At 37.8% G+C, this 20,394-nt stretch carries 16 protein-coding genes; 9 read left to right on the forward strand and 7 right to left on the reverse strand.

What is annotated here, in order from left to right:
* Window positions 1-290: 290 nt before the first annotated feature.
* The 3 genes from EZ456_RS20430 to EZ456_RS25685 are packed head-to-tail and all read right to left on the reverse strand — an operon-like array spanning window position 291 to window position 5,433.
* On the reverse strand, window positions 291-2,003 hold the full coding sequence (locus EZ456_RS20430; protein WP_131533352.1) for a RagB/SusD family nutrient uptake outer membrane protein: 1,713 nt from the start codon (window positions 2,001-2,003) through the stop codon (window positions 291-293).
* Between the two features lie 15 nt (window positions 2,004-2,018).
* Window positions 2,019-5,249: a SusC/RagA family TonB-linked outer membrane protein gene (locus EZ456_RS20435; RefSeq protein ID WP_131533354.1), complete on the reverse strand. Its 3,231-nt coding sequence runs from the start codon at window positions 5,247-5,249 to the stop codon at window positions 2,019-2,021.
* A 52-nt stretch (window positions 5,250-5,301) separates the two neighbouring features.
* Complete coding sequence (locus EZ456_RS25685; RefSeq protein ID WP_262712013.1) at window positions 5,302-5,433, reverse strand: hypothetical protein; 132 nt, start codon at window positions 5,431-5,433, stop codon at window positions 5,302-5,304.
* 395 nt (window positions 5,434-5,828) lie between these two features.
* Between EZ456_RS25685 and EZ456_RS20440 the strand changes: the two genes are divergently transcribed.
* Window positions 5,829-7,130, forward strand: a complete 1,302-nt coding sequence (locus EZ456_RS20440; RefSeq protein ID WP_131533356.1) for a DEAD/DEAH box helicase — start codon at window positions 5,829-5,831, stop codon at window positions 7,128-7,130.
* A gap of 220 nt (window positions 7,131-7,350) precedes the next feature.
* Here the strand turns inward: EZ456_RS20440 and leuS are convergent, their stop codons facing one another.
* Window positions 7,351-10,137 carry a leucine--tRNA ligase gene (leuS, locus tag EZ456_RS20445; RefSeq protein WP_131533358.1) on the reverse strand — a complete coding sequence of 929 codons (2,787 nt, stop codon included), beginning with the start codon at window positions 10,135-10,137 and terminating at the stop codon, window positions 7,351-7,353.
* A 285-nt stretch (window positions 10,138-10,422) separates the two neighbouring features.
* The gene (locus tag EZ456_RS20450) at window positions 10,423-10,851 is read right to left on the reverse strand and encodes a hypothetical protein (protein ID WP_131533360.1); all 429 of its coding nucleotides are present in this window, start codon (window positions 10,849-10,851) and stop codon (window positions 10,423-10,425) included.
* Window positions 10,852-11,051: 200 nt separating this feature from the next.
* Here EZ456_RS20450 and EZ456_RS20455 point away from each other — a divergent pair, with 200 nt between their 5' ends.
* The 6 genes from EZ456_RS20455 (at window position 11,052) to EZ456_RS20480 (ending at window position 15,650) form a co-directional block, all read left to right on the forward strand.
* Window positions 11,052-11,930: a cell division protein FtsX gene (locus EZ456_RS20455; protein WP_131533362.1), complete on the forward strand. Its 879-nt coding sequence runs from the start codon at window positions 11,052-11,054 to the stop codon at window positions 11,928-11,930.
* A complete protein-coding gene (locus EZ456_RS20460) occupies window positions 11,930-12,157 on the forward strand; it encodes a DUF3098 domain-containing protein (RefSeq protein WP_029275801.1) in 228 nt (75 codons plus the stop codon). The genes EZ456_RS20455 and EZ456_RS20460 overlap by 1 nt, the downstream gene beginning before the upstream one ends.
* A gap of 81 nt (window positions 12,158-12,238) precedes the next feature.
* Complete coding sequence (locus tag EZ456_RS20465) at window positions 12,239-13,033, forward strand: undecaprenyl-diphosphate phosphatase (protein WP_131533364.1); 795 nt, start codon at window positions 12,239-12,241, stop codon at window positions 13,031-13,033.
* A gap of 26 nt (window positions 13,034-13,059) precedes the next feature.
* Window positions 13,060-13,791, forward strand: coding sequence for a tRNA pseudouridine(55) synthase TruB (gene truB, locus EZ456_RS20470; RefSeq protein WP_131533365.1), 732 nt, complete (start codon window positions 13,060-13,062; stop codon window positions 13,789-13,791).
* Window positions 13,788-14,648 carry a YitT family protein gene (locus tag EZ456_RS20475; protein WP_131533367.1) on the forward strand — a complete coding sequence of 287 codons (861 nt, stop codon included), beginning with the start codon at window positions 13,788-13,790 and terminating at the stop codon, window positions 14,646-14,648. The genes truB and EZ456_RS20475 overlap by 4 nt, the downstream gene beginning before the upstream one ends.
* 12 nt (window positions 14,649-14,660) lie before the next feature.
* A complete protein-coding gene (locus EZ456_RS20480) occupies window positions 14,661-15,650 on the forward strand; it encodes a bifunctional riboflavin kinase/FAD synthetase (protein ID WP_131533369.1) in 990 nt (329 codons plus the stop codon).
* Here EZ456_RS20480 and EZ456_RS20485 read toward each other — a convergent pair whose 3' ends face one another.
* The gene (locus EZ456_RS20485; RefSeq protein WP_131533371.1) at window positions 15,651-16,055 is read right to left on the reverse strand and encodes a type II toxin-antitoxin system VapC family toxin; all 405 of its coding nucleotides are present in this window, start codon (window positions 16,053-16,055) and stop codon (window positions 15,651-15,653) included.
* Window positions 16,037-16,288 carry a hypothetical protein gene (locus EZ456_RS20490; protein WP_131533373.1) on the reverse strand — a complete coding sequence of 84 codons (252 nt, stop codon included), beginning with the start codon at window positions 16,286-16,288 and terminating at the stop codon, window positions 16,037-16,039. Before EZ456_RS20490 ends, EZ456_RS20485 begins: the two co-directional genes overlap by 19 nt.
* A gap of 631 nt (window positions 16,289-16,919) precedes the next feature.
* On the opposite strand from EZ456_RS20490, the gene EZ456_RS20495 reads away from it, so the two are divergent.
* Window positions 16,920-19,133, forward strand: coding sequence for a cation:proton antiporter domain-containing protein (locus tag EZ456_RS20495; RefSeq protein WP_131533375.1), 2,214 nt, complete (start codon window positions 16,920-16,922; stop codon window positions 19,131-19,133).
* 103 nt (window positions 19,134-19,236) lie between these two features.
* Complete coding sequence (locus EZ456_RS20500; protein ID WP_131533377.1) at window positions 19,237-20,271, forward strand: DUF2157 domain-containing protein; 1,035 nt, start codon at window positions 19,237-19,239, stop codon at window positions 20,269-20,271.
* Window positions 20,272-20,394 lie beyond the last annotated feature (123 nt).

Here is a 20,394-nt window from a genome sequence, read left to right on the forward strand (position 1 = left end):
CACAGAGACGGTAAACAGGTCATCCTCTCTGCTGATAATAAAGTGTTACTGTACTTTAGTTTTGACATCATCTAATCCTTTCGACGCCTCTTCGGCAGTTCATTTGCATTCATCTTCTTTATACTCACCTGACACCTCTAAGATGCCTTTTCCTCTAACGCTCACTACCAGGACACTTAATCCAAGCAGCTTAGAGGAGGTTTGGTACCTGCTCCTGTAAGCCGATACCGAGGGGCCCTCCCTCATCAATCAGACAGCATTGATTTGCTCACGCAAATCATTCATGTCGCTCAATAACCCGGACTTTGTTTAAGTGTGCCTTTACTCCTATCAATCTGGTCCTGAGGTAAAGGGAAATACTCATCTCTGCTTTCTATACTGATTCCTTTTAAATAGTCGAAATATCCGCCTTCAAATAAGAAATAGCTTTCTAGCGTTTGTTTGGCTATGCCCCAGCGCACAAGATCGAAAAACCTATGGCCTTCCATAGCCAATTCTAATCTACGTTCAAAACGTACCGCATTTCTGGCGTAGGTATCATTTGGAAATGATACATATTGACTAACCTTGTAAGCTGCAGCTGGTACCCCGTTTATAGATTGAGGTGTTATTTTAGCTGCCCTAGCTCTTACAGCATTCACCAGAGTTAAAGCCCTTGGCAGGTCGCCTTTTTCTACCGCACATTCTGCTGCCATAAGGTAAACATCACCCAGGCGGATCAAGTTTACATTTAACCCGGTTACATTGGTGGTACCTGGTGCAGTTCCGCTGGCAACCTGCGCAGCCTCTATTGTATTTTTAACGGCAACAAACGGACCACCGTTGGAAGCATCACGGATCCAGGTATCACCGGCCATTATACCCCAATCGCGGTAAGGAACACCACGCCTGCCAATAGTCGATTCTATACGCGGATCTAATGGAAGGGTTTTATCTACCACATAATTGTCTTTTGCAGCTCCGGTTAATCCAAAATCTGATTTGTAGGGGTTGGTACGGTAACTACCATCCAGCAATGGCAAACCAGCTAGATCAACTTTGAATGAATTAGCCAGATCAATAGAAGGCTGGAAGAAACCGCAACAGTTGATCGGGGTATTACCGTAAGGAAAATTCAGGATATCGCCAACATTTCCATTATCACCACCTGTACCATCAGTACCTACCGAATGTTGAACAGACATAATAGTTTCTGGTCCGTCTTCTTTGGTAATATCGAAATTATCCGCATAAGGCATGGTGGTTAGATCTGCTTTAGCCAAAATTACCGCATTCAGCAGGTCGTAAGCTTCCGTATATTTTTTCTGATATAAGAATACTTTACCGAGATATGCCTGTGCAGCGTATTTATCAACCCTTCCTTTTTGGTTTTTAGGTTTGGTTGTACTTAGGTTGGCTACAGCAAATTGAAGATCAGTCACAATATTTGGATAAATGTCTTTATCGTTTGGAACGAAGGTACCACTAGTGGCTTCAGTAACGTAAGGAACCAATTTAAATACCCTTACCAGAAAGAAATAGTAATGCGCACGTAATAAACGGGCTTCACCTTGTATCTCTTTAGTGCGGGCATCATCAAACTTGGCAGAACCATTGCCCGCCTGTAAATTAGCCAGTATTTTAAGTGTATTGTTACAACGTTGAATACCTTCAAAACACCTGTCCCAAAGGTTGGATAAGTTATCGTTAGTACTGGTTGGCGAATGCTGCTCAATGGCGTTCATAGGGGGCTGATCGCCAACGCTACTGCCTTTATGGGCATTATCTGAAGCGACTTCCCCAAAAAGCCATTGGCTCGGTGCAGCACCATAATTACCATAAGTACCATTCACATTACCGTTTAACAGTCCATAAGCACCTACCAGTAGGCCCTCTACCCCATCTTGTGTGGTTAATTGAGCTTCTGTAAGCTCGCCCTGAGGTTGCAGGTTCAAAAATTCCTTCTTACACGAGAAAGTAGAAAAGATCAGGAAGGAGAGCAGAATATATTTTATATGTTTCATCTTTGTTTCTTTTAATTAAAATCCAACATTAATACCAATTAAAAACTGACGGGGAGAAGGATAAACACCTTGATCTACCCCTGGAGCAGAGAAAGTATCTGTAATCTGACTCACCTCTGGGTCCATACCAGTATATTTCGTTATTGTGAATAAATTGGTTGCACTCACATATACCCTCAATTTACTGATTGGCGAATTGGCACCAAATGCTTTAGCAGTAGGGATCGAGTAGCCGAGCTGTATATTCTTTAACCTTAAAAAACTTCCGTCCTGAATGTAATAGCTCGATGAGGCAAACTCCAGGTCTGAAGCACCCGCATAAGCAGAAGGTGTAAGACTGGTTGGATTTGAAGGACTCCATGCATTTAGCAACCTCGTACTTTTAGCGCCATCAAAAGAAGGGAAATCGGTGAAGTAGCGTGTAGCCTGAAAAATATCGTTTCCCTGAACGCCATAAATAAATGCAGCAATATCAAAGTTTTTGTAAGATGCGTTTAAATTTATCCCAGCGGTAAAATTAGGATTTGGATCTCCGATAATGGTCCGGTCTTTAGGATCGATTGCCCCATCGCCGTTAATGTCCTGATAACGCAAACCACCAACCCTGGCACCTGCATACGATGGATTAGCCTGAATATCTGCGGTACTTTGGTAAATCCCAGCAGTTTTGTATCCGAAAAATGAACCAAATGGTGCACCCTCCTGCAATACACTGGTTTGTAAACTTCTATAGTTGCCATAAATCTGGTTAAAAATACCAGGGGCCAACCTTACAATCTCATTTTTGTTTTTAGAAAAATTCAGTCCAATATCAAATTTAAACGGATTGTTGTCTTTGATGCCATAATGATAAGCGACATTAAATTCGATCCCTTTATTGCTCATATCACCAATGTTAACGAATGGTGAGCTGCCTAAACCAACCACACTAGATGGTAAAGGAAGGTTATAAAGCATATCAGAGGTTTTTTTATTGTACCAATCAACAGATCCGTCTACAGCACCACCCAAAAGGCTAAAATCAAGCCCAATGTTCAGCGCTTTTAAAGACTCCCATTTTACATCGGCATTTTGATAGGCATTTTGCCAAACCCCGGTAGTTAAGCCATTTGCCCCACCAACAGCATAAGCAGAATTGATGATAGAACTTTGGAAACGGTTAATGTATTGGTATGGCGGTATCCGCTGATTTCCGGTTTGGCCATAACCTACACGGAGTTTTAAATCGCTAACCCATTTAATGCTCTTCATAAATTCCTCTTCCGATAATCTCCAGGCCACACTTGCCGCCGGGTAATTACCGTATTTATTGTTCGGACCAAAGTTCGAAGATCCATCACGCCTGAACGTAATACTTGCCAAATAACGGTCGTGATATGAATAATCTACCTTTCCGAATAAAGAGAATAGTGAACCGATAGAGCCAAAACTGGTATTGCTGATATTTGAAGAACCAGTACTTAGGTAATAATAATCCGGATTGCCCAGAATAAAGAAATCATTTCTGCCTGCATTTAACTGACGGGATCTTGATCTGATTGCCTCTGTACCAACAAGGACATTTACACGGTGCAACTCATTAAAAATCTTACTGTAGTTTAAAGTATTGGACCAGGTCCATTCGGTATTATAACCCTGGTATTCGTTCAGGTTATTGGAGTTGTTCCCTTCAGAAAATTCTAAGTTTGGATAACGCATAGACAGACCGTTAAAGTTTTCATAGCGCAAACCAAAATTGGTTCTCAATACAAGTCCTGGAAGGATATCGCCTTCAGCGAAAACATTTCCAAAGAAGAAATTGCTTTTGTTTTTATTATCCTTGGCGCGGTAAAGGAAAGCAAGCGGGTTTTCTGCATTTCCCAACTGACTTCCACGGCTACCGGCAAAATTTCCGGCAATATCGTAAACCGGGATGATAGTAGGGATACGGTAAGCCCATCCCAATGCACTGCCCTGATCCTGATAACTTCCGGGTGTATTAGGGTTAACACCAAAACCATAACCTTCTGAATAACTGTACTGTGCATTTTCGCCAAAACGGACATGTTTGTTAAAAGCAGATATACTCGTGTTTGACCTCAAATTATACCTTTTAAAACCCGTATATTTTATCGTTCCTTTCTGATCAAGGTATCCACCCGAAAAAGTATAGGTTGCATTTTCGCCACCACCTGTAGCACTGATCTGATAATTCTGGATCGGTGCTGACTCAGTAATCTCATCAAACCAGTTGGTACCTTCTTTATTTGCCCTTGTAATCTGATAAAATAGATTAGGGTCACGGCTGTAGTTATATTTAGAAGGATCGGCATCTGCAGCGGCAACATCCAGGCCTAATTTTGAACCGGCTACCAGATAGTCGGGCAATACAGGAGTTGGCCCTGAACCATAATTTTTACCAGCGGCAACTGTTTTTCCAGCATTTTTATATCCATCAAATACATATTGAGCATATTGTTGTGGATTCATCATTTCAGGGAAGCTACCTTTTCGTGGAGCCTGCGTACCATAATAAGAATCGAGTGTAATTTTTGGTGCTCCGGCCACTCCTTTTTTAGTGGTGATAATCACTACACCATTATTGGCCCGCGATCCGTAAATAGAGGCTGAGGAAGCATCCTTCAATACCTGCATACTTTCAATATCGTTTTGGTTAAGCCAGGATAATTTACCTTCAAAAGGAACACCATCAATCACATAAAGTGGTTCATTGTTATTGATGGTACTGATACCCCTGATGCGGATCTGCGGTGTAGAACCCGGCGCTCCATCGTTTATAATCTGTACCCCGGTAGCCTTACCCTGTAAAGCTTCTACTGCACTGGCGGCAGGCTGGGCTTTTAACAGGCCCATGCTCACTACGGCCACAGCACCGGTAAGATCCTTTTTCCGCTGGCTCGAATAACCGGTTACCACCACTTCTGATAATTTGTTGTTTTCGGCCAATAAAACAATAGTAATATTGGTTTGGTTGCCTACGGTAACTTCTTTTGATCCGTAGCCGATAAATGAAACTACCAGTACATCTGCAGGTTTTGCCGCAATAGAAAATGCTCCATTTGCATCAGTTGTGGTACCTCCGACACCATCTTTAATTTTAATTGTAGCGCCAATAACAGGTAATTTGTCATCACTGGCAATAACTTTACCAGTGATTTTTGATTGGGCCATTGCGCCAAGGGCAAATAACATCCCCAAACACAAGAGAAGAAAACTCCTCTTGATACAAGATACATTTTGTTTCATAGGTTTATATTGATTAGGTGAAATAATGCGTACTCATACAGCTGATGTGCTTCTAGGTTAATAAGCTTAATAACATCAGTTTATTGCCATCAGTTACGATGACATATTTAAGTGGCTTAGTTTGCCGGATTGCGGCATACAAGAAGAATGGATTTCTCCTGTCAATAGGTAGATTTTTTCTCATAAGTAGGTAGGTTAGATAGGCTTGTTAGGTATTATTTATTTATGATTTACATAGTGACATTTTTTTTAGTAAACAATGTATTAGTGTATAATATACACTTAAATAAAAATAAATATACATATAAAAAATAATTATAATACAAAAAATACATTCACAAATAGACTATAAAATACTAACTAAAAGGATTATTGTATTAGATCAATAACAGATGTGTGTAATAAATAACGATTTGAGTTTGCATTTATCAAATAGTAAATTCTCATACATTTTTTGTATCTTTGCCGCCGAAGCAGGAATAAGGGCTTGCCATTCTGAATGGCATATTCTCTCCGCAAGTTAGTCCTTCAACAAATGATTGTTCTAGCTTCTTCGATAAATATTACACAGAAACATACATGTTATTCAAAGAATTAAACCTCATTGAGCCAATTCTAAAGGCCCTTGAGACCGAAGGTTATACACAACCTACACCGATACAGGAGCAATCCATCCCAACAATATTAAAAGGCAAAGATTTATTAGGCTGTGCGCAAACCGGTACCGGAAAAACCGCTGCCTTTGCCATCCCGATGTTGCAGTTATTACACGAAAAACACATCAATACCAAAGCTACAAAAAACATAAAAGCGTTAATTTTAACGCCAACACGTGAGCTTGCCATCCAGATTGAAGAAAGCTTTAAGGCTTATGGTCGTCATTTAAATTTACGCCATCTGGTAATTTTTGGTGGAGTAAACCAACACTCACAAGTAGAAGCCTTAAGAAAAGGCGTTGATATTTTAGTAGCTACACCTGGCCGTTTATTGGATTTAATGAACCAGGGGTTCATCAATTTAAACACTATTGAGCTTTTCGTATTGGATGAGGCCGACCGTATGCTAGATATGGGCTTTATTCACGATGTGAAAAGAGTGGTGGCTAAATTGCCTGCTAAACGTCAGACGCTATTTTTCTCGGCAACCATGCCAGATGAAATCCAGAAGTTGGCAAATACGATTTTATCTAGTCCGACAAAAGTAGAAGTTACCCCTATTTCTTCTACTGCTGAAACGATTGTTCAATCGGTTTATTTTGTAGACAAACCTGATAAAAAGAAATTATTGATCCACCTTCTTGAGGATAAAAAGATCGAAACTGCTTTGGTTTTTACCCGTACCAAACATGGTGCAGACCGAATTGTTAAGGATTTAGCGCATGCTGGAATTAAAGCGGCTGCCATTCATGGTAACAAATCGCAAAATGCCAGACAAAGGGCATTAACTGATTTTAAGGATAGGAAAATCCGCGTTTTGGTAGCTACTGATATTGCTGCCCGTGGTATTGATATTGATCAGTTATCACATGTTTTCAATTTCGAATTGCCGAATATCCCTGAATCTTATGTCCACAGAATTGGCCGTACAGGCCGGGCTGGTGCAAACGGTATTGCAATCTCTTTCTGTGATGCAGAAGAAAACGAATACTTATTGGATATTCAAAAACTGATTAAAATTACTTTGCCAGTAGTTGATGACCATCCTTATCCGTTAAGCTGGGAAAGCATGTTGGCCAAAAACCAGATTAAACGCAAACCACAAGCCCAATCTAAAGGTGGCGGCGGTGCTAAAAAAGGTGGTGATGGCAATATGAGTGGTAAACCACGCAACGCCAGCAACAACAGAAGATTTGGTGGAAACAAGAAAAGAGGAGAAAGATAGAAAGCTGAAAGAATAAAGCAGAAAGACTAAAGTTTTCCTGCACTTTTCATAAAAACCCGGGGTATAAAATATAGCTCGGGTTTCTTTTTTTACTCCCCAACTGAATTCGAGAGCAATAATGATAAAATGGAAAAACCCCAAATTGATCTATCAACCTGGGGTTTCCATTTATAAACTTCGCAGGAAAGCTTTCCGCTTTAGTCTTTAAGCTTTAGACTCCTTAAACCACCACGTTAATAATTTTTCCTTTAACGAAAATGATCTTTTTAGGTATTTTCCCATCTAGAAATTTCTGAAAATGTTCATCGGCCAATAAAATGCTTTCAACTTCTGGTTGAGCTAAATTTAAACTCAAATTCAGGTTCATTTTCATTTTACCGTTAATTGAAACTGGATAGGCAAACTCATCTTCAACCAGATATTCAGGTTTAAATGTTGGGAAAGCAGTATATGATAAAGTTCCAGCTTCGTTACCTAACAATACCCAAAGTTCTTCGCAGATATGTGGTGCATAAGGCGAAAGGATAATCACCATATCTTCCAAAATCTGACGGTTTTTACATTTCAGATCGGTTAATTCATTTACTGCAATCATAAAACTCGATACAGAGGTATTGAACGAGAAACGCTCGATATCATCCTGTACTTTTTTAATGATTTTATGCAATGATTTCAATTCAGCTTTTGTAGGCACAGCATCGTTTACGTGGAAAGTCCAGTCTTCGTTGTGGAACAAACGCCAGAATTTACGCAAGAACTTAAATACACCTTCGATACCATTCGTATTCCAAGGTTTACTCTGTTCTAACGGACCTAAGAACATTTCGTACATCCGTAAAGTATCGGCACCGTAACGCTCAATCAAATCATCCGGATTAACCACATTGAATTTTGATTTAGACATTTTTTCTACTTCAACACCGCAAATGTATTTTCCACCTTCAAGAATAAATTCCGCGTTAGTGTATTCTTCTCTCCAGGCTTTGAATTTATTTATATCGAGAATTTCGTTTTCTACAATGTTTACATCAACGTGCAAAGCCGAAGTTTTGTATTCTTTTCTTAAACCCGCCGAAACATAGGTATTGGTAGGTTTTCCATTCTCATCGTTAATACGATAAACAAAATTACTTCTGCCCTGAATCATCCCTTGATTGATCAGTTTTTTGAAAGGTTCTTCTTCTTTGGTATAACCTAAATCTTTCAAAAATTTATTCCAGAAACGGCTGTACAATAAGTGACCTGTAGCATGCTCAGAACCACCGATGTACAAATCCACATCTTTCCAATATTCAACCGCTTCTTTTGATGCAAAATCGTTGTTATTATTGGCATCCATATAACGGTACCAGTACCAGCTACTTCCTGCCCAACCCGGCATCGTACTTAATTCATAGTGACCACCATCTTTCGGAACCCAATCTTCAGCCCTCGCCAAAGGTGGCTCACCAGTTTCAGTTGGTAAATATTTATCGATTTCCGGAAGCAACAATGGCAATTCTTCCTCATTTACCAAATAAGGTAATCCATCCTTAAAGTAAACCGGAATCGGCTCCCCCCAATAACGCTGGCGACCAAAAATCGCATCGCGCTGACGGAAGTTTACTTTTGCTTTCCCTACTTTTTCTTCTTCTAACCAGTTATTCAAAAACGAAACAGCTTCTTTATATTCCATTCCGTTAATAAACCCTGAGTTGATGTATTTACCTTCTTTAGTTGGATCTGCCTGAACATCTATATCTTTTTGTCCATCTAAAATTTGGATAATCGGTAAGTTAAAGTGTGTAGCAAATAACCAATCGCGTTGATCGCCACTTGGAACTCCCATAACTGCACCTGTTCCGTAACCTGCCAGCACATAATCAGCTATCCACAATTGCACGCGTTCGCCACTTACAGGGTTAATTACATATGTACCTGTAAAAGCACCAGATACCGTTTTAGTATCGGCCATACGGTCTAATTCTGATTTCTTTTTAGTTTGAGCAATGTAGTTTGCAATGTCCTGTTTTTGTTCAGGAGTAGTCAATTCTGCAACCCACTCATGCTCCGGAGCCAATACGAGGTAAGAAACACCAAAAATAGTATCTACACGGGTGGTAAATACTTCAATCTGTTTGTCGTTTCCTTCTACCTGAAATTTAACTGATGCACCAACACTTTTACCAATCCAGTTGCGCTGCATTTCTTTAATCGGTTCTGGCCAGTCGATCGTATCTAAACCTTGCAAAAGCCTTTCTGAATAAGCTGTGATTCTCATGCTCCACTGCATCATTTTCTTTTGTTCCACAGGGAAACCGCCACGCTCAGAGAAACCGTCTTTAACCTCATCATTAGCTAAAACGGTTCCTAAAGCCGGACACCAGTTTACGGTACTCTCGCGGAGATAAGTTAAACGGTATTTTAACAATTCAACCTGTTTCTCTTCATCGGTAAAGGTTGCCCAATCGCTCGGCATAAATTCTTTAGTATCTTCATCACAAACTGCTCTAACATCAGCTGCACCAGAAGCATTGAATTTTTCGATCAAAGTGGTGATATCTTCTGCCCTATCGTTTTCGATGTTGTACCAAGAGTTGAACAACTGCATGAAAATCCACTGCGTCCACTTGTAATATGAAGGTTCACTGGTACGTACTTCTCTGCTCCAATCGAAAGAAAAACCAATCTGATCTAATTGCCTACGATAGGTTGCAATGTTTGCCTCGGTGGTAATGGCAGGATGCTGGCCAGTTTGTATGGCGTATTGCTCTGCAGGTAATCCGAACGAATCGTATCCCATTGGGTGCAATACGTTGAAGCCTTTAAGGCGTTTATATCTCGAAAAAATATCTGATGCAATGTAACCCAGTGGATGACCAACGTGCAAGCCTGCTCCTGATGGATAAGGAAACATATCTAACACGTAATATTTTGGTTTTTCAGATTTGCTTTCGGCTTTAAACGTTTGATGATCTGCCCAAAATTTCTGCCACTTTTGTTCTATTTCTTTGAATTGGTAATCCATTGCAAGTTTTAAATTTTTAAAGGGGCGAAATTACGGAAATTAAGGGGCTTAAAAAAGCACATTCAGGATAATATTTTGCCAGCAGAAATGCAGAATCAGAAGAAGTTATGGATAAAATGTGTTGTTTCTTCAACAGTCAGATGTTACCATCTGACTGTTGTTTATAATTATGATAGCGAATCTTGTACACAACTAGTGTCAGTTGGGAACAACCGACACCACAAAAAAAATGCGCCATTGATTTTAAAAACCAATGGCGCAGCAAATAATCGGGGGATTAAGATCTTATCTTGATAAAGAATATACTTTAGTAACGTTTGTTTTATCAATTTTGGCCGTAAACTCTAACTTGTTTGCAGAAATACTGTTTATTTTACAATAATTCAATCCATCATTAAGGTCCATGCTAAATTGATCTGAATAAATAATCACATATGTCCCAATGGTTCTGTTACCTGATAAGCTCAACTCCACCTGGTCATCATTATTTGATTTATAATCAACATAATCACTTGTTGTACCATAGTTAACGGTTCCATTAATCTTTTTCGGATCTTTTAATGTTTCTTCAGCAGTATAACCAGAGGTTACAATTTTATTTAACGTCCATTTCCCTAACATCTGGGCTTTTAAAGAAGTATCATCTTTCTTACAAGAAACAATAGTAGAGGCGATAAGTAAGAATAGGCTCAGAATAGTAATTTGTCTTTTCATAGTTAAATTTAGTTTTAAGATATCCATAATTAACGCCGTTTCAACAAATTTCGTACCGCCTTTCGAAAAAAATCAAATTTTGTTAAAGAATTTAATCCTCAAACTAAAAGCTAATCGCATACGTTAGTATTCATTTAGCAATCATTAATTGGTGTTTATCAGGTATAATTTATATTTTCGCAGAAACAAAAATGAAATACATGGAAGAATTCGAAGTAAGTGATGCATCTAAGAAAACCAAAACCGTTTATATCTCTACTATAATCAGTATTGCCTTGGTTTTACTAATGCTGGGGCTGCTTGGTTTGGTACTTGTACATGCCAAAAACCTATCTAACTATGTTAAAGAAAACATTGTTTTAAACATTATTGTTGATGAAGGTGCAAAAGAAGCGGATGTTTTGGCTTTCCAGAAAGAGTTAAATGCTAACCCGGCGGTAAAACAAACTCAATATGTAAATAAAGAGCTTGCCGCGAGAAATTTAACCCAGGATTTAGGTGAAGATTTTGTTAACTTTTTAGGATACAACCCACTAACGTCTACCTTCGATGTGTATTTAAAAGCAGAATTTGCGAACAATAAAAGCATCGATGCCTTAAAAGCAAGCATTTCTAAAAATCCCGTAGTTAAAGAGGTGGTTTACCAAAGCTCTTTAATTGATATGGTGAACAAAAATATTAGCACCATTGGCTTAATTATTTTGGCCTTTGCCGCACTACTATTAATTATTTCTATTGCACTGATTAACAACACCATAAGGCTAGCAATCTACTCACAACGCTTTTTAATTAAAAGTATGCAGTTAGTTGGTGCAACGAAAAACTTTATTCGACGTCCTTTCTTATTGTTTGCTGCTTTGCATGGCTTAATTGCGGCATTTATTGCCATCATTATTTTATTGGCAACTTTAATTTATGCACGCAAAGAAGTACCAGAGATTATTATTTTAAATAACTACCAGGAATTTGGCTTCGTATTTATAGGCCTCTTAATTGTAGGTATTTTTATTACAGGTATTAGTACATGGTTTGCGGTAAGCAGATATTTACGTTTAAAATCTTATCATCTTTATAGATAATGGCAGAAAAAAAAACAGGTCCGGTTGTAAAGGACGTTAAAAGCGAATTGGTTTTTACAAAAAAAAACTATCAGTTATTATTAATCAGCATTGCAATTGTTGCGGTTGGCTTTATATTAATGATGGGTACCACGGGTGATATTTATGATTTCAGAAGAACTTTATTGGCACCGATAGTGGTGTTGGCGGGTTTTGCTTTTGGCATTTATGCGATCCTAAAAAAATAATTTCATCTTAAAGGATTATACTTGAGAACGCTTAATCAATAAATTAAGCGTTCTCTTTATTTCTTATCTTTTCATATAAATATGAACTCTTTTGAAGCCATTGTCCTTGCCATTGTTGAAGGATTAACTGAATTTTTGCCTGTATCGAGCACCGGACACATGATTATTGCCTCATCGTTTATGGGCATTGCATCAGATCCATTTGTAAAACTATTTACCATTGCCATCCAATTGGGCGCTATAATGTCAGTGGTGGTACTCTATTTCAAAAGGTTCTTCAAATCAATAAACTTCTACATTAAACTATTAGTTGCATTTATTCCTGCAGCAATATTTGGCCTGCTATTAAGTAAAAAAATAGACGAATTACTGGAAAGCCCGATGGCTGTTGGTATTTCGCTATTAGTTGGTGGCATTATCTTATTATTTGTTGATAAATGGTATAACAAACCAACCATTAATGAAGAGGAGGAAGTAAACTATTTAACAGCGCTGAAAATAGGTTTCTTCCAATGTATTGCCATGATACCAGGCGTATCGCGTTCAGGAGCAACTATTGTTGGTGGTATGAGTCAGAAATTAAGCAGAAAGGTTGCCGCAGAATTTTCATTCTTCCTCGCAGTACCTACCATGTTTGCGGCAACAGCAAAAAAACTTTACGATTTTTATAAAGAAGGCAATACGATTACACATGATCAGACCAATCTTTTAATTATTGGTAATGTTGTTGCCTTTGTAGTGGCACTCTTAGCCATAAAAAGCTTCATTGGGTACTTAAATAAAAATGGTTTTAAAGTATTTGGATGGTATAGAATTGCTGCAGGTTTAATTATTATCATCCTGCTATTGAGTGGCCACAACTTACAAATTATATAATCCGTATCTTTGCGCAAAAAAGATTTGTGAGTACCGAAAATTCAAAATTTAAAGACTTCAATTTTGCTGAAGGCGAATTGCTCTTAATTAACAAACCATACAAATGGACTTCATTTGATGTGGTGGGCAAAATCCGTAATTCTTTAAAACCGCTAAAGCTAAAGGTTGGTCATGCCGGCACTTTAGATCCCCTTGCTACAGGCTTGTTGATCATCTGTACAGGCAAGCTTACCAAACAGATCGATACTTTTCAGGCTGAAGAGAAAGAATATACCGGAACAATGATTCTGGGCGCTACTACTCCATCATTCGATATGGAAACAGAAGTAGATCAGACTTTCGATATTAGCAAAGTTACAGAAGCTGAGATTTATGCAGCCTGTAAACCTTTTATTGGCGACATAGAACAATACCCACCTGCTCACTCTGCCGTAAAAGTAAATGGCGAACGTTTATACGTAAAAGCAAGATTAGGCGAGGAGGTTGAACTGCGTAAACGTTTTGTGAGTGTTCCAGCATTTGAAATTACACGAATTGAACTCCCTGAGATCGATTTTAGAATTGTATGCAGCAAAGGTACTTATATCCGCTCGTTAATATCCGATTTTGGCAAACAGTTAAATGGCGGAGCTTATCTTTCTAAACTTACCCGTACCCGAAGCGGAAACTTTTTGCTTAAAGATGCGTTTGAGGTATTAGAACTTGTTAATTATATTCGTAGCAAAAAAGAAGAAGCTAAAACTGAAGCAGAGGCATGAACCGCATCAAAAACAGGAACATCAGATTTATAAAAGAAATTCTTTTAATTATTGCAGGTGTAACTTCGGCATGTTTTGGCTTAAAAAGCTTTTTAATGCCCAGTCATTTTATTGATGGTGGTGTTACAGGGATTTCACTTTTGCTAAGCACCTTAACAGGCTGGAATTTATCGTACCTTATTGTTATCATTAATATTCCATTCGTTATTTTAGGTTATAGGCAAATTGGTAAAGGCTTTGCCCTTAAAACCGCTATCGCCATTGCGGCACTCTCGGTAGCTTTAATTTTTCTGCCCTTTCAGCCCATTACTCACGACAAATTATTGATCGCATTTTTTGGTGGTTTGTTTTTAGGTGGAGGAATTGGATTGGCCATGCGTGGTGGCTGTGTAATTGATGGAACAGAGGTTTTAGCTCTTTATATCAGTAAAAACAGCATTTTAACCGTTGGTAATATTATCCTGATCTTAAATATCATTATTTTTGCCTTTGCGGCTTATTACCTGAACATCGAAACCGCCTTATACGCGATTTTAACTTACTTATCCGCATCAAGCACGATAGATTTCATTGTAAACGGTATAGAACAATATACTGGTGTAACCATTATTTCAGAGCACCAGGAAGAGATTAAGGAATTCATCATCAAGGAAATGAAACGTGGGGTTACCATTTATAAAGGTGAGGGTGGTTATGGAGAAAAGAAAGATATCGATATTATTTTCACCGTTGTTACCAAACTAGAAATGAGCAAATTACAAACTGCCATTCGCCAGATTGATTCGGATGCCTTTGTAATACAACAACAAATTGCCGATTTAAAAGGCGGGGTGGTAAAACGCCATGCCTTACATTAATTTCCCATTCCATTGAAGATATATCATAACCTTTCGGATTTTAAAAAACTAGATAATGCCATTGTAACCATTGGCACTTTTGACGGTGTGCATTTCGGCCACCAAAAAATTATTAAACAACTGGTAGAAAAAGCAAAATCCGATAACGGAGAAAGCGTAATATTAACTTTTTTTCCACACCCGAGAATGATCATTGATCCTGAAAACCAGGAGCTAAAAATGATTAATACCATTAATGAAAAAGCCGAAATTTTAAAAGGTTTAGGTGTAGATCATTTAATCATCACGCCATTTACCAGAGATTTCTCTAATCAGCTGCCTGAAGATTATATAAAAAACACACTGGTGAACAATATTGGCACCAAGCATATTATTATTGGTTATGACCATCGCTTTGGTAAAGACCGTTCGGGCAACCTAAACGATTTGAAAGCTGCTGGCTTACATTATGGCTTTAGTGTAGAAGAAATTATGGAACAGGATATTCATGATGTTGCGGTAAGCTCGACGAAAATCCGTCAGGCACTTTTAGCAGGAGATGTAAGTTTGGCTAACGATTACCTAGGCTACCCTTTTTCTATTTTTGGAAGGGTAATTAAAGGTGATAAAATCGGCAGAACAATTGGTTTCCCAACAGCCAATATCTTTGTAGAAGAAACTTACAAACTGATTCCAGGCGATGGCATTTATGCAGTAACTGTAGAGATGAGTTCGGAGTTTAGAGTTGAGAGTTTAGAGGTTAAGCAACTCCAAACTCCAAGCCCCGCATTCAAAACTATCTACGAAGGCATGGCTTACATTGGGCAGCGGCCAACCATTAACGGAATGACCAGAAATATTGAGGTTAATATTTTCGATTTTAACCAAGAAATTTATGGACAGGATATTAAGATGAACTTTTTGAAATTCCTCCGTCATGATGTGAAATTTACCGGATTAGAAGCTTTAACTGTTCAATTACAAAAAGACAAGGAAGCAACTTTAGCTTATTTTAATGGGTAATTACTGCTCTGGATACAAAGTTAAATCACTAATAAATCTAAAATCTTTTAGATTATAAGTAAATAGTTTTAGCTTGGTTTCTATCGCTGTTGCGGCAATTAACGAATCAGGTATTGCAAGTCCATGGCTTAATTTAAAACTCTGCATTAAATTAATTGCAGTTAAGTTTATTCTTTCGTTAATTAATATAATACTAAATCTACTCAGTTTTTTATTGATAGTGTTAAGATCTAACTTATTAGTGGCTCCAAACAATAATTCCATTTTGGTAACGGATGAAATGATAACATTATCTAATTCTATAGCCGTTTCTAGTAACGCTGTTGCTGATGCATTCCTACTTTTATTTTTATCAAAATAATCTATTAATACATCCGTATCGCAAATTATTTTTTCCTTTGCCATGCAGTATTTCTTAATTCCTCAGCACTTAAATCCTTTCCTGTAAAAACATCATGTAATTCGGAGATATCAATCGATCCATCTCCAACGATTACAGGAATACCATTAATACTGACATCTTTTTTAACCTTTGTTTTAGCTTTATGATCCGCAACAGAAAAATTCAAGTATTTGCCTAATTCCTTAAGTGCCTCCAAAGTTTTATTGCTTTTATATTTAATCGTTACTTCTTTCATTAGATTCAACTTTTTTAATATTCGTTAATCATCTACATACAAATTTAATCAATATTTCTTATAATAATACTCATAGTGTTTGTGGCTAATAAGCATTATATCCGAAAGACTGCATCAATTTTAATCAGATTTTCCTTTCAAAAAAGCCTCATTTTCGTTATATTAGCAGCAATGAGGCTTTTTTACATCATCTTCTTTCTATCTATCTCCATTAATTTTGCGGTCTTCGCATCGCAGGAAAAAAGAAATGATGTACCATTTAAAAACACTAAAATAAGTTTCATTTCAAGCAAAAAAAACATCAAATCCAATTCTGATTTTAGTCAGGATAATGAGCAGATACAAAAGGATTTTATCAACAGTTCAATTGTAAAAATATCTTCAAGTGTTTGTGTTCTCCTGTCTTTTTTGTTATTCCTTTTTTTCAAGAACAAAACGATCAATGCAAAAGTTGTAATTAAGAGATTAAAATATAATTATTGTTGCCTGTTTAAGATGCTCTATCCAAAACATGTTTTTTGGTAAGTAATTTCATTTTTCAACCACTTCAATGTGGGTTTTTCAATAAAATGCCAGATATTAAATTATATCCGGAAATAAATTATTTAAACATCATTACCCATTTTTATAGATGCATTTACCCGATTTAATCGCCGATTTAGGATTAATCCTTGCTGCCGCAGGGATAACCACTCTCATATTTAAACGAATTAAACAGCCTCTGGTTCTGGGCTACATATTAGCTGGCCTGTTGGTGGGCTCACATTTAGATTTTTTCCCTTCTGTTACCGATACCAAGAGCATTAACATTTGGGGCGAAATTGGTGTAATTTTCCTTTTATTTAGCCTTGGTTTAGAATTCAGTTTCAAAAAACTGGTTAAAGTTGGTGGTTCGGCCTCCATCACCGCAATTGTAAAAGTCTTATTTATCATTTTGGCCGGTTATCTGGTTGGTAAAGGCATGGGCTGGAAAGATATGGACAGTCTATTTTTAGGTGGAATCTTATCTATATCATCAACCATGATTACCATTAAAGCTTTCGAAGAACTGGGCTTAAAACATAAAAAGTTTGCCGGTCTGGTTTTCGGGATTCTGATTGTTGAAGATCTGGTTGCCATTTTGTTATTGGTGTTGTTTTCTACTTTAGCGGTAAGTCAGCAATCAGCAGGTACAGAAATGCTGTATTCTATTTTAAAACTGGCTTTCTTTTTAGTGCTTTGGTTCTTAGGCGGAATATTTTTGGTTCCGTCATTCCTTAAAGCAACCAAGAAATTAATGAATGACGAAACCATGCTGGTTGTGTCCTTAGCCTTATGTTTGGTAATGGTATTATTGGCCGATAAGGTAGGCTTCTCTCCTGCTCTGGGTGCATTTATTATGGGTTCTATTTTAGCCGAAACCACGCAGGCCGAAAGAATAGAACACTTAACCAAATCGGTAAAGGATTTATTTGCTGCTGTTTTCTTTGTTTCGGTTGGTATGCTGATCGATCCTTCTATGCTGGTTAAATATGCAGTACCGATTATCGTTGCTACGTTAGTGATTATTTTAGGAAAAATCTTATTTACCATTTTAGGCGCGTTATTATCTGGTCAGCCGTTAAAAACTTCGGTACAATCGGGCATGAGTTTGGCACAAATTGGAGAGTTTTCATTCATCATTGCCTCATTAGGATTAACCCTTAAAGTAACAAGCGATTTCCTTTACCCTATTGCAGTAGCTGCAGCGGCAATTACTACATTTACTACGCCATATTTGATTAAACTATCAGAGCCTTTTTACCAGTATTTGAACCGTGCTTTACCAAAAAAATGGTTAGATGGAATCGAAAGGTACAGTTCCAGTACCGAAGGAATTACAACATTAAGCGATTGGAAGGTTTTATTGAGGTCTTATATTTTCAATACCATTATCCACTCCGTAATTATCATTGCGATCATCTTTTTAGCCTACAGGTACGTTCAGCCTTTTATTGTGAGCAATATTTCCAATAGTTTAACTTCTATTATTATCAGCGTTGTGGCTTCCTTTATTTTAATGTCGCCATTTTTATGGGCATTATCCATCCGAAGAATTCAACGAACAGCCTATTCTCACCTCTGGCTAAACAAAAAATATACCCGAGGCCCCTTAATAGCAATAGAATTTTTCAGAATTGCCTTAGGCATTTTCTTCGTAGGTTTTTTAATGTATGAGTTTTTTGATACCTGGATTGCTGCTGTGATCGCACTGGGCCTAATCATCTTAGGCATGGTTATCTTCTCCAGGAAACTGCAATCTTTTTACGATAAACTGGAAAGACGTTTCATGCTGAACTTAAATGCACGTGAGAGCCAAAAACCAAATATTTTGCCCTGGGATACCCACTTAACAGAACTCACTGTTTCTCCCGAATCGGAAGTGGTTGGAAAAACGCTTACCGAATTAATGATCAGGGAAAAATACGGTGTAAACATTGCACTAATAGAGCGTGGAAGAAATAACATTCCAACACCAGGAAGAGATGAACGGCTTTATCCGAACGATAAACTGCTGTTGATTGGTGCTGATGATCAATTGGCGGCTGTTAAAGCACTTTTAGAAGTTGATGCTCCAGAAACAGACGAAGAAAGTAATTTCCCGAATAAAGAAATGACCTTGCAAAAGGTAGTTGTTCATGCAGAATCGCCAGTTTATGGGTTAAGTATTAGAAATGCAGGTATCCGTGAAAAAGCACAGGCATTAGTTGTTGGTATAGAAAGAGGTACTGATCGGATATTGAATCCTTCCTCAGACTTTGTATTCGACAACGGTGATGTAATTTGGATTGTAGGGAACAATAAGAAGATTAAAGAGATTATTTAGTTAGTCCGAAGTCCTTAGTCAACAGTCTTTAGTCGATATGGACTTCTGACTCGGGACTTTTGACTAAGGACTAAAAAAGCTATCTTCGTGTATAACCTAACCTATGAAAGTTGACAGAGAAAAGAGTGAATTTCTTGATGACATGATTGAGCAATGGCAAAGCGATGGCTTAATTAATGATGAAACAGGCAATAAACTCCGTAAAAGTTATGAGGCCAAAAATTTCGATTGGTTACGCTTGGCACAATATGCTTTTTGGGTAGCTTTGGCTTGTGGTTTTATTGCACTTGGATCTTTATTAATTGATAACTCGATTTTAAACTACTTAAAAAGGGTTTACAACACACCAAATATTGTAATTGCTATAGTTTCTGGTGGGTTGGCGGCATGGCTTTATATTCTGGGTTTTAGAAGGAAAAAGAAATTGGCGCATTTAAAATTCAGCAATGAAGCGATCGTTTTTTCTGCAATTTTACTTACCGCTAATGCCATCGCTTATTTTGGAAAGGCACTGGATAATGGTTCTGGCAATTTCTCTATCCTTATTTTGATATCCGTTTTCATTTATGGCAGTTTAGGTTATATCTTCAATTCGCGTTTAATCTGGATTTTTGCTTTGATATCTTTAGGTGCCTGGTTTGGTACTGAAACAGGCTATTTAAGTCGATGGAATTATTACTTCCTTGGCATGAATTACCCTTTGCGCTTTGTAGTTTTCGGTGCGGCATTAACCGCAGCATCTTTCATCATGAAAGCTTTCCCCAAAACACAAAATTTTTTCCAGGTTACTTATATTGCTGGAATGGTTTATCTTTTTGTATCGCTTTGGGCTTTATCAGTATTCGGCAACTTTGCCAGTTTAGAAGAATGGTACAAGGTTAGGCAGCTAAGTTTGTTTTATTGGGCATTAATTTCAGGAGCTATTTGTGTAGCAAGTACTTTATTTGGCTTAAAATATCATGATGATATTGCCCGCGAATTCGGGATTACTTTTCTATTTATTAACCTTTACACACGTTATTTTGAGTATTTCTGGGACAGTTGGCATAAAGCTTTATTCTTTTCTGTATTGGCGGCCTCTTTTTGGCTAATTGGCAGAAAAGCAGAGAAAATCTGGAATGTAGAGTTTTTGAAGTAGAATCCTGAAATTAATTAAAATACGCTAGTCGTCATCTCGACCGTAGTGGAGAGATCTATAAATGATATTCAAAGATCTCTCCATTCCGCTGCGCTACAGTCGAGATGACGGACAGGTCTGCTG

Origin of the sequence: Pedobacter psychrodurus (assembly GCF_004331735.1) — a bacterium.
Lineage (GTDB): Bacteria > Bacteroidota > Bacteroidia > Sphingobacteriales > Sphingobacteriaceae > Pedobacter > Pedobacter psychrodurus.

Coding starts and splice junctions, on each gene's coding strand:
- EZ456_RS20430 (WP_131533352.1), bottom strand. CDS start 2,003: ATGAAACATATAAAATATATTCTGCTCTCCTTCCTGATCTTTTCTACT.
- EZ456_RS20435 (WP_131533354.1), bottom strand. CDS start 5,249: ATGAAACAAAATGTATCTTGTATCAAGAGGAGTTTTCTTCTCTTGTGT.
- EZ456_RS25685 (WP_262712013.1), bottom strand. CDS start 5,433: ATGAGAAAAAATCTACCTATTGACAGGAGAAATCCATTCTTCTTGTAT.
- EZ456_RS20440 (WP_131533356.1), top strand. CDS start 5,829: ATGTTATTCAAAGAATTAAACCTCATTGAGCCAATTCTAAAGGCCCTT.
- leuS (WP_131533358.1), bottom strand. CDS start 10,137: ATGGATTACCAATTCAAAGAAATAGAACAAAAGTGGCAGAAATTTTGG.
- EZ456_RS20450 (WP_131533360.1), bottom strand. CDS start 10,851: ATGAAAAGACAAATTACTATTCTGAGCCTATTCTTACTTATCGCCTCT.
- EZ456_RS20455 (WP_131533362.1), top strand. CDS start 11,052: ATGGAAGAATTCGAAGTAAGTGATGCATCTAAGAAAACCAAAACCGTT.
- EZ456_RS20460 (WP_029275801.1), top strand. CDS start 11,930: ATGGCAGAAAAAAAAACAGGTCCGGTTGTAAAGGACGTTAAAAGCGAA.
- EZ456_RS20465 (WP_131533364.1), top strand. CDS start 12,239: ATGAACTCTTTTGAAGCCATTGTCCTTGCCATTGTTGAAGGATTAACT.
- EZ456_RS20475 (WP_131533367.1), top strand. CDS start 13,788: ATGAACCGCATCAAAAACAGGAACATCAGATTTATAAAAGAAATTCTT.
- EZ456_RS20485 (WP_131533371.1), bottom strand. CDS start 16,055: ATGGCAAAGGAAAAAATAATTTGCGATACGGATGTATTAATAGATTAT.
- EZ456_RS20490 (WP_131533373.1), bottom strand. CDS start 16,288: ATGAAAGAAGTAACGATTAAATATAAAAGCAATAAAACTTTGGAGGCA.
- EZ456_RS20495 (WP_131533375.1), top strand. CDS start 16,920: ATGCATTTACCCGATTTAATCGCCGATTTAGGATTAATCCTTGCTGCC.
- EZ456_RS20500 (WP_131533377.1), top strand. CDS start 19,237: ATGAAAGTTGACAGAGAAAAGAGTGAATTTCTTGATGACATGATTGAG.